General features: G+C 68.3%; 7 protein-coding genes. 2 read left to right on the top strand and 5 right to left on the bottom strand.

The features are described from left to right. Positions 1–86 precede the first annotated feature (86 nt). From VHO04_RS13775 to VHO04_RS13760, 4 genes are read right to left on the bottom strand one after another with little or no spacing between them, the layout of a single operon-like run. Positions 87–1,931, bottom strand: a complete 1,845-nt coding sequence (locus VHO04_RS13775; RefSeq protein ID WP_329628819.1) for a tetratricopeptide repeat protein — start codon at positions 1,929–1,931, stop codon at positions 87–89. Beyond that, positions 1,932–3,308 (bottom strand): PEP-CTERM-box response regulator transcription factor, encoded by a 1,377-nt coding sequence (gene prsR / locus VHO04_RS13770; protein ID WP_329628818.1) that lies wholly within the window; start codon positions 3,306–3,308, stop codon positions 1,932–1,934. A 1-nt stretch (position 3,309) separates the two neighbouring features. Next, positions 3,310–5,436, bottom strand: coding sequence for an XrtA/PEP-CTERM system histidine kinase PrsK (prsK, locus tag VHO04_RS13765; protein ID WP_329628817.1), 2,127 nt, complete (start codon positions 5,434–5,436; stop codon positions 3,310–3,312). After that, on the bottom strand, positions 5,415–6,803 hold the full coding sequence (locus tag VHO04_RS13760) for a TIGR03013 family XrtA/PEP-CTERM system glycosyltransferase (protein WP_329628816.1): 1,389 nt from the start codon (positions 6,801–6,803) through the stop codon (positions 5,415–5,417). Before VHO04_RS13760 ends, prsK begins: the two co-directional genes overlap by 22 nt. 202 nt (positions 6,804–7,005) lie before the next feature. Between VHO04_RS13760 and VHO04_RS13755 the strand changes: the two genes are divergently transcribed. Further along, entirely contained in the window at positions 7,006–7,731 is a 726-nt protein-coding gene (locus VHO04_RS13755; protein WP_329628815.1) for a helix-turn-helix transcriptional regulator, read from the top strand. 48 nt (positions 7,732–7,779) lie between these two features. Then, positions 7,780–9,612, top strand: coding sequence for a DUF885 domain-containing protein (locus tag VHO04_RS13750; protein WP_329628814.1), 1,833 nt, complete (start codon positions 7,780–7,782; stop codon positions 9,610–9,612). Between the two features lie 123 nt (positions 9,613–9,735). Here VHO04_RS13750 and VHO04_RS13745 read toward each other — a convergent pair whose 3' ends face one another. Then, positions 9,736–11,124, bottom strand: coding sequence for a helix-turn-helix domain-containing protein (locus tag VHO04_RS13745; RefSeq protein ID WP_329628813.1), 1,389 nt, complete (start codon positions 11,122–11,124; stop codon positions 9,736–9,738). Between the last annotated feature and the right edge of the window lie 112 nt (positions 11,125–11,236).

The raw sequence follows: 11,236 nt of genomic DNA, 5'->3' as shown, positions 1-11,236 counted from the left end.
CCACCACCTTCGGTGGTCCCCCTCCCCGTGCCGGGGAGGATCGGCTACGTCCGCTCCCACCCCAAAGCCGCCAGCCGCAGCCTGCCTTACCGCCCGATCTGCGCCGCCTTGTCGCGCAAATCCTGCGCCGCCTGCCGGTTGCCCCGCTGCTCGAGCAGGTCGGCATAGAAGAGCATGATCTCGCCGTTCAGCGGTTGCAATCGATACGCCATGGCGATCAGCGGCAGGGCGCGGTCGCGCGCTCCCTCGGCGGCATAGGCGCGCGCCAGATCGCGCAGGATCACGGCATCGCGGTTGCCGATCCGGCGCCGCACCCGCTCGAAATGCGCGGCCGCCTGATCCCAATGTTCGATATCCATCGCCAGATGCCCCGCCAGCCGATCGGCGGCGATGCTCGACGGCTGGCTGTCGCGCAGCGTCAGGATCGCGGCGCCCGAGCCGGCAGGGTCGCCGGCGCGGAACAGCGCGTTGGCGAGCCGCAGCGTCGTGCGCTCGCCCGCGTCGAGAGCGCGCGCGGCGCGATAGGATTCGACCGCCAGCCCGAAACGCCCGCCCGCAAGCGCCGCGTCGCCGAGCAGGATATGCGCGTCGGCGACCCCGCGGTTCGCATCGCGCAGTCGCATCGCGCGCGCGATCGCGCTGCCATAATTCCCCGCCGCCATGTCGGCGGAAATCGCGGGGACCGCCCGCGCAGGGTCAAGCGGCGCGGCGTCGGCGGCGGCCGCGAGCGATCCATAGCCATTGTCGACCGCGAACGGCCCCGCCTCGCCGGGCGCCAGTGCCGCCGCGCGCGCCGTATCGTCGGCCGCTTCCCCCTTGCGCCCCAATTCCGACGCCACGCGCGCCGCCAGAAGCAGCGACCAGCTATCGGCATCCGTCCGGTCGATGATCGGCTCCAGCGCCTCGGCGGCGGCATCGGCATCGCCATCGGCCCAATTGGCGGCCGCCAGGATACGGCGAGCGGTCAGATTATGCGGCTGCTCGGCAATCAGCCGCTCGGCCCAGTTCACCGCCACCGCCTGGCCGCCCAGTTCGAGTTCGACGATCGCGCTGAGCAGCATGACGCCGGGCTGATCGTCGAGCTCGCCGCGCGTGCGCTGAAGCAGGCTGCGCGCGAGAGCATAGCGGCCCGCGCGCGCGGCGAGAACGGCCTGGAGATAATAGAGCCGGGGATCGCGCGGGACGAGCGTCGCGGCATGGCGCAGCGCCGCGAGCATGTCCCGGTAGCGGCCAAGGTCGCCGAGCGTCGCTGCCTGGTCGATCAGCGCATCGGCGTTATCGGGATCGGCGGCGAGCGCCTTTTCATACCAGCCGAGCGAGGCGTTCAGCCCGTCCTGCGTGCGGGTCAGATTGGCCTTGTATGCCAGCGCCGCGCTATTCTGTCTGTCGAGTTCGATCGCGAAATCGACCGCGTCGCGCGCGCCCAGCGTATCGGCATTGGCATCGCGAAAGCGCGCGATGTCGACCCACAGCGCCGAATCGCGCGGCCGTTCGCGCACTGCCCGATCATAGGCGTCGCGCGCCGCGCCCAGATCGCCGTCGGCAAGGTGGACGTCGCCCGCGACCCACGCCGCTTCGCCGATCATCTCGGGCGCTATCGGTCCGGCGTCGAGCGCCGCGAGTGCGCGCTTGCCATCGCCCTGCAACGCATAGGCGCGTGCGAGCAGCGGGCGCAGATAGTCGTCGTTCGCCCCCGCCGCGAGTGCCGCCTTGACCGATGCCTCGGCACCCGGGCCGTTGCCCAGCCGCAGTTGCGCGCGCGCCAGTTCGACGCGCGGCCGGATCGCCGCCGGATCGTCGGCGATCGTGCGCTGCAATTCGGCGCTGCGCGCCAGCCATTGCTGGCGCGGGCCGTCCGGACGCGCGCCGTCGCAGCCCGCCAGGGCTGCCGCCGCGATCAGCGCCGCCAGTAAAGGCCGGGCCAGCGTCATTCAGGCCTGCATCCGATATTGCTTGAGCAGATCATAAAGCGTCGGGCGGCTGATCCCGAGCAGCTTCGCCGCCGAGGAAATATTGCCTTCGCTCTGCATCATCGCGCGGCGGATCGCGACGCGGTCGGCCGCCTCGCGCGCGGCGCGCAGGTTCAGCCAGCTCTCGTCGCCGTCGCTCTCGCCTCCGGAAAGGTCGAGGTCCTCGCGCATCACCAGCTTGCCGTCGGCCATGATCACCGCGCGCTTGATCCGATTCTCCAGCTCGCGGACATTGCCCGGCCAGCGCCCTTCGTCGATCGCCTGTAGCGCGTCGGGCGCGAAGCCGCGGACCGAGGGGTTCATCGCGGGCGCATATTGGTGGAGGAAATGGCGCGCGAGCAGCACCGCGTCGCCCGGCCGCTCCGCAAGCGCCGGGATCTTCACCACCATCTCGGCGAGCCGGTAATAGAGGTCATCGCGGAAACCGCCCTCGGCGATCATCGTATCGAGATCGCGGTGCGTCGCGCAGACGATGCGCGTGTCGACCGCGATCGCCTTGCGCCCGCCGATCCGCTCGATCGTCCGCTCCTGCAGGAAACGCAGCAGCTTGACTTGCAGCGGTAGCGGAATGTCGCCGACCTCGTCGAGGAACAAAGTGCCGCCGTGCGCCAACTCGATCTTGCCCTCGGTCGTCTTGACTGCTCCGGTGAACGCGCCCTTTTCATGCCCGAACAATTCGCTTTCGAGCAGATTTTCGGGGATGGCGGCGCAGTTGATCGCAACGAAAGCGCCGTCGCGCCGCCCGCTCGCCTCGTGTAACCCGCGCGCCAGCAATTCCTTGCCGGTGCCGCTCGCGCCGAGCAGCATCACCGACACGTCGAGATTGGCGACGCGCTCGATCGTGCGCGCGACCTTCACCATTTCGGGGGCGCCGGTGATCATCCCGCCGAGCACGCGGTGGTCGCCCGCCCCCTGGCTCGCGAGCCGGGCATTCTCGACCTCGAGGTCGCGGACATGAAAGGCGCGGCGGACGATCAGCCCCAGTTCCTCGATGTCGATCGGCTTCTGGTAGAAATCCCACGCCCCGCTGGCGATCGCCGCCAGCGCGCTCGCGCGCTCGCCATGCCCCGACACGACGATGACCTTGGTATCGGGTTTGTTCGCAAGGATCGCCTTCAGCACCCGAAACCCCTCGCGCGTGCCGTCGGGATCGGGCGGCAGGCCGAGGTCGAGCGTCACCACCGCCGGTTCCTCGGCACGCAGCAGTTCGATCGCGCTGTCGTGATCGCCCGCGATCAGCACGCGATAATCGTCATAGGCCCATTTGAGCTGCGCCTGCAGCCCCGGGTCGTCCTCGACGATCAGCAATGTCTCGGCTTTGGTCCCCGCGTCCGTCATCCTATGCCACTTTCCCTATCGGCTCCCCTGTTCCGGCATCCTCGCGCGTGTCCGCGAGCGGCAGCCACAGCGTGAAATCGCTGCCCTTCCCCGGCTCGCTCGCGACCTCGATCGATCCGCCCATCGCCCGCGCCAGCCCCAGCGCCTCGAACGCGCCCAGCCCGAAGCCGCCGTCCTTGGTCGACACGAAGGGCTTGAACAATTCGTCGCGGATGAAGGCGCGCGTCATGCCGCCGCCCTGGTCGATCACGTCGATCCGCGCCCGCCCCTGCTCGGCGACCGCGACGACCTGCACCGGCGTATCGGCGGGCGAAGCGTCGATTGCGTTCGCGACGAGGTGCTGGACGATCTGGCGGATCGACGCCGCATCGCCCCACGCCGCGAGCCCCGCCTGACAGCCGACGAACAACGCACGGCGCGGCCGCATCTCGGCCGCGACGTCGCGCAGCAGCGGCTCGACCAGCGTCCGCCCCGCCTCCACCGCGCGCCGCTCGCGCGGCGACAGGCGGACGAGCAGATCGGACAATCGCCCCGCCGAAATCTTCAGCGTTCCGATCATATCGGTGCGGAATTCGGGCTTGTCGGCGTGCCGTTCGGCATTGCGCGCGAGCAGCGAGAGCTGGCTCGCTAGATTCTTGATGTCGTGCATGATGAAGGCGAAGCGGCGGTTGAACTCGTCGAAGCGCTTCGCCTCCGACAATGCCTCCAGGCTCTGCGATTCGGCAAGGTAGCTCGCCGCCTGCTGCCCAGCGATGCGCAGCACGTCGAGGTCCTCCCAGTCGAGTGCGCGCGATACCGGCGGGCGGTGCAGCACCGCCACCGCGATCATCCGCTGGAAATGCAGCACCGGCACCACGACCCAGGCGCGCGTGTCGGCGAGCAGCCAGTCGGGAAGCGCCAACTCCTCGCCATCGGGCACGGCCCCGCGGCGTTCGGCATCGAGGTCGACGATGTGGCGGCTTTCCTGCAGCATGAAGCTCGATCGCAGCGGCAGCGTCGCGCCCTCTTCCACGCCGACGGGCCAGCGCCATTGTTCGGCGACGCGAAACGCCCCTTGCGCGTCGGGCAGCAGCAGCAGTGCGCCGGGACTGCCGGTCAGCTCCGCAAGCGCCTTCGCCACGCGGCGGTGCAGATTGCGGTCGTCCTCGCCGTCTCCTTGCGCCAGCGTCGCGGTGAAGCGCATCCATTCGGCGCGATAATCATAGCGATGCTCGAAGAAATGCTTCGAGATCATCACCGCCAGCCACGCGCGTGTCCGCGCCGACAGCAGCAACAGCCCGCCCGCGCCGAGCGCGACGATCAGGAAGACGCCCTGCGCCAGTTCACCGTAATCGCCGCCGACCAGCCGCGCGACCGCGCCAGCGAGCCCGATCAGGATCAGATAGGCCGCGGCACCGAGCAGGACCAGCGTCCGCGTCGCGACGCTGCGCGACAGGCGGATGCGCTCGCGTCCGACATCCATCGCCGCGAGAACGAAGGTCGGCACCATCATCAGCGCGACCGCCGGGATCAGCAGGATCAGCGTCGATGCGGGCTTGCCGGTCAGCGCGCCGATCAGCTGGACATTGAGCTCATAGGCCCAGAGCATCGCAAAGCCGCCCGCGACCGCCATCACCGGCATCCGCAGCCCCACGCTCGCGCCGCGCGCGGCGCCATCGACGATCAGCAGCCCGCCGATCGCGACGATCATCGCCGACACGTCCAGCGCCGGGCTCAGCCACGCGCCGGCCGCCGCGCTCTGCATATGCGCCGCGATTCCGCCAACCAGCGCGATCGCACAGATGGTGACGAGCAGGCGCAGGATCAGGCGCGGCGGCCCAGGCATCGGCGCCCGCACCGGCCAGAAGGTCGCGCCGAGCCAGCCAAGCATCGCCAGGTCGCGGAGCGACCGCGCCACCATCGCCTGCGACGATCCGGGCGCGAAGCGATAGAGCACCGCGCACCAGACGGCGCTCGCGATCGCGGCGACGACCAGCCAGCGCGGTGCCGGCATCAGCGCCGCCATGCGTTCGCGCGGCCGTGAAAGCAGCCATAGCGCGACGCCGCCGAAACCCGCGAACGCCAGCGCCGACAAAAGCTGCGACAAGGCGCCGAGCGTCGCCACCGTCAGCGCGCGCCCTCGGGCCACAGCACGACGCGCACCGTCTGAAGCAGGATCAGCAGGTCGAGGAAGGGCGAATAATTCTTGGCATAATAAAGGTCATATTCCAGCTTCACCCGCGCATCCTCGATCGACGCGCCATAAGGGTAATTGATCTGCGCCCAGCCGGTCAGCCCCGGCTTCACCATGTGCCGCTCGGCATAATAGGGCAGCTCGCGGGTCAGTTCCTCGACGAAGCTCGGCCGTTCGGGACGCGGGCCGACGATGCTCATCTCGCCCTTGAGCACGCACCAGAGCTGCGGCAGCTCGTCGATGCGCAACTTGCGGATGACATGGCCGACGCGCGTGATGCGCGGATCGTTCTCGCTCGCCCACACCGCCTTGCCTGCCGCCTCGGCATCGGTGCGCATCGAGCGGATCTTCAATATGTCATAGGGTTCGCCGTACAGCCCGACGCGCGACTGGCGATAGAAGATCGGGCCGCGGCTGTCGCAAAGCACCGCCAGCCCGCCGATCAGGATCAGCGGCAATCCGACGACGAGCACCAGCAGGCTCGCGACAATGTCGAACATGCGCTTGCCGACGCGCGAAATGCGCTGCCCCGCCGAAAAGCCGTCCGAAAAGATCAGCGCGCTGGGGTTGGTCGTCGCCAGATCGACGCGCCCCGTCTCGCGTTCGATGAAGCTCGCGATGTCGTTGACATGCACCCCGGTCGTCTTGACGCGCAGCAGGTCGGCCAGCGGCAGCGCGCCGCGGCGCTCCTCCATCGCCAGCACCACTTCGCCCGCACCGAGGGCGACGACATGATCCGACAGGCTGGGAATCGCCTCGCGCGGGACCGCGCCCGGCACCGCGCGCTCGCTGCCCGACATGGCGACGAACCCCGCGACGGCGAGCCCGCTGCCCGGCGCGTCGGCAAGCGCCCGCAACCGCGCCGCGCGCTTGCCTGCGCCAAGCACCAGGATACGCCGCTTGAACGCTTCGGCGCCCGCCACCTGGGTCAGCGCCAGCCGGATCACGAACAGCGCCGCGATCGCCAGTCCCATCGCGTACAGGCTGTTGACGCGCCACAATGTCGCAGAGGGCAGCAGAAAGCCGACGACCGAGATGAAGATCACGCCGAGCGAAACCGCGGCGAGCAGGCGCGCGGTCGCGAATTTCATCGATCGCAGCGCCTCGCTGCCGTACATCCCGGTCGCCATCATCGCGAGCGAATTGGACAGCGCAAAGGTCGCGATCCGCGCCCAGCGCGCGGCGAACGTCCCGGCGTCGAAACCGGAAAGATGCGCATAGATATGCCAGGCGGCCTCCGCCGAACCGAGCAGCGCGATGAACTCGATAAGCGCCAGCCAGACCACGGCGTGCGGCACATAATGTTTGAACAGACGGAACATCGAGAAGCACGGCCCTTTCGGGTGCCGACCCTAGCGCAGAGGTCTCAACTGTCGGTTAATTTTACACTCGCTTCGTCCCTATCGGGCAACGGCCTGCGGTCAAGCGGGAGGGGCTGGAACAGACCGCTCCGCGCCGATGAATCTTCCAGGCGTTGGTCTATTCGGGGATGACCGTCGATATGCCGGACGATAGACTGGGACAATGGCCGCCTCCCTTTCTTCCGCCGCCCCCGCCTTCGCCGACGCGCCTTTGGGCCTGCTGGCTCATGCCCCGAACGAACTCAGGGGTCGCCATTGCCACGACACGGCCTATGTCGCGATCATCCTCGAAGGCGGGTATCAGGAAGCCGGCGACGAAGGGCGCTTCGACGTGGGGCCGGGCGATGCGTTGATCCATCATGCCTTTGAATCGCATCTCGACCGGGTCGAAGCGCGCGGCGCGCGGGTGCTGATCCTCGACCTGCCGGCCGCGTTGACCGGCACGCCGCACGTCCGCGGACGGGTGCGCGATCCCGAGGCGCTGGTGCGGGTCGCCGGCCGCGACGCCGCCGATGCCGCCGCCCTGCTTGTCGAGGATTTCGCTGTCGCGCCGACTGCCGCGCACGATTGGCCCGATTTGCTCGCCCATGACCTTCGGACATTCGCGCCCTTCGCGCTTCGCGATTGGGCCGAGACGCACGGCGTGCGCGCCGAGACGCTGAGCCGGGGTTTCCGCACCGCCTATGGCTGCACGCCGAAGGCCTATCGCGCCGACATCCGCGCCCGCGCGGCTCTCGCCGCGGTCCGGACGAGCCACGAACCCCTCGCAGCCATCGCGCATCGCCTGCATTTCACCGATCAGGCGCATATGACTAGGGCCGTCGCGCGCATCAGCGGCGTCACCCCCGGCCGATGGCGAGAACATCAACTGGATACAATACGGCGCTGACCGGACGGGCTAGAACCGCTGCCGAAACATATTTTTTCGGAGATTTCCATGCTCGACCGCCGCACTCTTCTGGCCGCAATCGCCGCCGCATCCGCTGCCGCCGCTGTGCGGCCCGCCCGCGCGATGCTTGCCGATCCGGCGACAAGCGAAAGCGGCAGGTTGAACGCACTCTACGAACATTTGTTCGACATGCTCGTCGAAAACGACCCCGAATTCGCGACCGCCCTGGGGCTCGACAAGGGGCCCGGCGCTGCGGCCAAGTCGCGCCTCGCCGATCGGTCGCCCGCCGGGATCGAGCGCAGCCACGACCTTTATCGCGTCGGTCTGGAGGGGCTTAAAAAGATCGACGCGTCGAAATTGTCGGGGATGGACCTCGTCAACTACGAAACCTTCCGCGGTCCGTGGGAGCATTATGTAAAGGCCTACGACAATTTCACTTACGGCCTGCATAGCTGGCCCGAACCGCATCCGGTCACCCAGCTCAGCGGTACCTATCGCTCGATCCCCGATTTCCTCGTCAACCAGCACGGCATCGCCGATGCCGCCGATGCGGAAGCCTATCTGTCGCGCTGCGAGGATTTCGCGGTCCAGCTCGACAATGAAACGGGTCGGATGAAGACCGACCATGCGGCCGGCATCCTCGCGCCCGATTTCGTCATCGACCGCACCCTCGGCCTCTATGAAAAGATCATGGCGCCCGCCGCCGACGCCAATCGCCTCACCACCAATCTCAAGGCCAAGACCGAAGCCAAAGGCATCGCAGGCGACTGGGCGCGCCGCTGCGCGGCGATCGTCGACAGCAAAATCTATCCGGCGATGCGCCGTCAGGCGGCCGAACTGGCGCGCATCCGTCCCAGGGCCACGCACGACGCGGGGGTCTGGCGCCTGCCGAAGGGCGACGAATATTACGCCTATGCCCTGAATTTCGCGACGACGACCGAGATGTCGGCCGAGGAAATTCATCAGCTCGGGCTCGAACGCATGGCCGACCTTTCCGCGCGCGCCGACGCAATCTTCCGCGAACAGGGCATGACCGGCGGGACGGTCGCGCAGCGGATGCGCGCGCTCGGCGCCGACAAGCGCTTCATCTATCCGAATACCGATGCCGGCAAGGCGGATCTGATCGGCAAGCTCAACGAACAGATCGAGGAAATGCAGCGCCGCCTGCCCGAGATGTTCGGCCGCCTGCCAAAGGCGAAGGTCGAAATTCGCCGCGTCCCAGCCGAGATCGAGGATGGCGCGACCGGCGGCTATTATCAGATCCCGGCGCTCGACGGCTCGCGCCCCGGCGCCTATTATATCAACCTGCGCGACACGGCCGAAAATCCGTCGTGGACGCTGCCGACGCTGACCTATCACGAAGCGACGCCCGGCCATCACCACCAGATCGCGCTTGCGCAGGAAGCGACCGGAATCCCGCGCCTGCGGCGCCTGCCCGCCTATTCGGTCTATACCGAGGGCTGGGGCCTCTATGCCGAACAGCTCGCCGACGAAATGGGGGTCTATGACCGCGATCCGTTCGGCCGCCTCGGCTATCTGCAATCCTATATGTTCCGCGCCGCGCGGCTCGTCGTCGATACCGGCCTCCACCATTATCGCTGGAGCCGCGAGAAGGCGATTGCCTATTATAACGAGGCGCTCGGCACGCCCGAGCCGTCGAACGTCACCGAGATCGAGCGCTATTGCGTCTGGCCGGGCCAGGCAACGAGCTACATGGTCGGGCAGACGCGCTGGGTCGCGACGCGCGAACGCGCACGGGCGGCGCTGGGCGACCGCTTCGACATCCGCGCCTTCCACGACACCGCGCTCGCTGCGGGCGCGATGCCGATCGACGTGCTGGGATCGATGATCGACCGCTGGGTCGCAGCGCAGAAGGCCTGATGCGCGCCGTCTTATCCGTGCGTCCCCGCGAAGACGGGGACCCGGGGCGGGGTAGCGCGAGGCCGTTCTGAGTCCCCGCCTTCGCGGAAACACGCAAGGGCTTCAGTCAAAGCCAATCATGTTCTAATCCCCCGCGAAATCAAACGCGCTGACCCCGCGCTCGCCCTCCCGGAATCGCAGCGGGCGGCCGAGCGGGGGCGTCGAGCGCTGGACGCAGCCGGTGCGCGTGCAACGGCGGCAGCCGAGTCCGACCGGCGTCGCGGGCGACCGCATCAGATCGATGCCGCGCGCCGCGATCAACGGCGCGGCGACCTTGGCGTCAACGCCGACGCAGACGGCGAAGCGGGCGGGGGTGCCGCTGCCTGTCGCGCCGGGCGCCGCGACCGAACGCGACTGGGTGAACCAGCGCGATCCGTCCTCGAGCTCGACGAGGTCGGCGACCACCTCGCCGGGGCGGGCGAAGGCTTCGTGGACGCCCCACAAAGGACAACGCGCGTCGCCGTCGACGAGCGGCGACTGGCTCGCCCCGGCATAGCGCTTGCTGCCCTGCCCCGCGCGATCGATGCGCAGCATGAAGAACGGCAGCCCGCGCGCGCCGACGCGCTGGAGCGTCGTCAGCCGGTGCGCGACCTGCTCGTATCCCGCGCCGAAACGCCGCTGAAGCAGCAGCAGGTCGTATCCCGTTGCGTCGCAGGCGCGCAGGAAGCGGCTGTACGGCATCATCAGCGCGGCGGCGAAATATTGGATCAGGTGGCGCTCGAATAATCGCGCCGCAGCACTCTCGCCGAACTCCGCTCCGGCGACGAGCGCGTCGATTTCGCTCTTCGCTTCGATCTGCGCGAGCGTTGCCGCCGCCTGAAAGGTGCGCGAGGCGGGGCGCAGCAGCTCGTTCAACATCAATTGCCGCGCGTGCCAGTCGAGCCAGCGCAGCCGGTCGGGCATTACATCGCTCGGCAGGATGCGGATGCCGAGCTGGTGCCGCGTGCGCAACCGTTCCGAAATCGTTCCGTAGAGGTCACCGCCGGCGAGGCGCAGTTCGTCCGCCAGCTCCTCGGCGCGCGCGTCGAGATCGGGGAAATGGTTGCGCCATTTCTCGATCGCGCGGCGCACCGCGGCCACTTCAGGCGCGTCGCCCTGACCTTCGGCACGCTCCTCGGGTGCCGTATCGAACAATCGCGCAAAGGCCGCGGCGGTCGCGGGCGCGGTCTGCATCCATTCCTCGACCTCCTGCGCGCCGATGCCGAGATCGGCGAAGCGCGGATCGGCGAGCCGCCGCCTCAGGCCCGCGAGTCCCCCCGGCACCTCCTCGGCGCCGAGCCGCGCCGCATCGAAGCCGAAGCGCTCGGCCAGCCGCACGATCACGGTGGCGGAGAGCGGCCGCTGCCCATGCTCGATCAGGTTGAGATAGCTGGGCGAAATATCGAGCGCCTCGGCCATCGCCGCCTGCGTCATTCCCGCCTCGCGCCGCACCTTACGCACCGCCGGCCCCGCGAACACGCGCCGTTCCATCATGGATTGTAACTTTCTTTACTAATTTACACGCTGATTTATACCTAACCGGCATATTTCACAAATTTTATTGACAAATCTTTTCCCTTTGCGCAGCACTTTCGCCACCTTCCAC

The sequence above is a fragment of the Sphingopyxis sp. genome, assembly GCF_036261875.1.
Classification (GTDB): Bacteria; Pseudomonadota; Alphaproteobacteria; order Sphingomonadales; family Sphingomonadaceae; genus Sphingopyxis.
This window is presented reverse-complemented; position numbering and strand designations above follow the sequence as displayed.

Excerpts from the sequence above, each read along its gene's own strand:
- VHO04_RS13755 (WP_329628815.1), top strand. The coding sequence starts at position 7,006 with ATGGCCGCCTCCCTTTCTTCCGCCGCCCCCGCCTTCGCCGACGCGCCT.
- VHO04_RS13760 (WP_329628816.1), bottom strand. The coding sequence starts at position 6,803 with ATGTTCCGTCTGTTCAAACATTATGTGCCGCACGCCGTGGTCTGGCTG.
- VHO04_RS13775 (WP_329628819.1), bottom strand. The coding sequence starts at position 1,931 with ATGACGCTGGCCCGGCCTTTACTGGCGGCGCTGATCGCGGCGGCAGCC.
- prsR (WP_329628818.1), bottom strand. The coding sequence starts at position 3,308 with ATGACGGACGCGGGGACCAAAGCCGAGACATTGCTGATCGTCGAGGAC.
- VHO04_RS13745 (WP_329628813.1), bottom strand. The coding sequence starts at position 11,124 with ATGATGGAACGGCGCGTGTTCGCGGGGCCGGCGGTGCGTAAGGTGCGG.
- VHO04_RS13750 (WP_329628814.1), top strand. The coding sequence starts at position 7,780 with ATGCTCGACCGCCGCACTCTTCTGGCCGCAATCGCCGCCGCATCCGCT.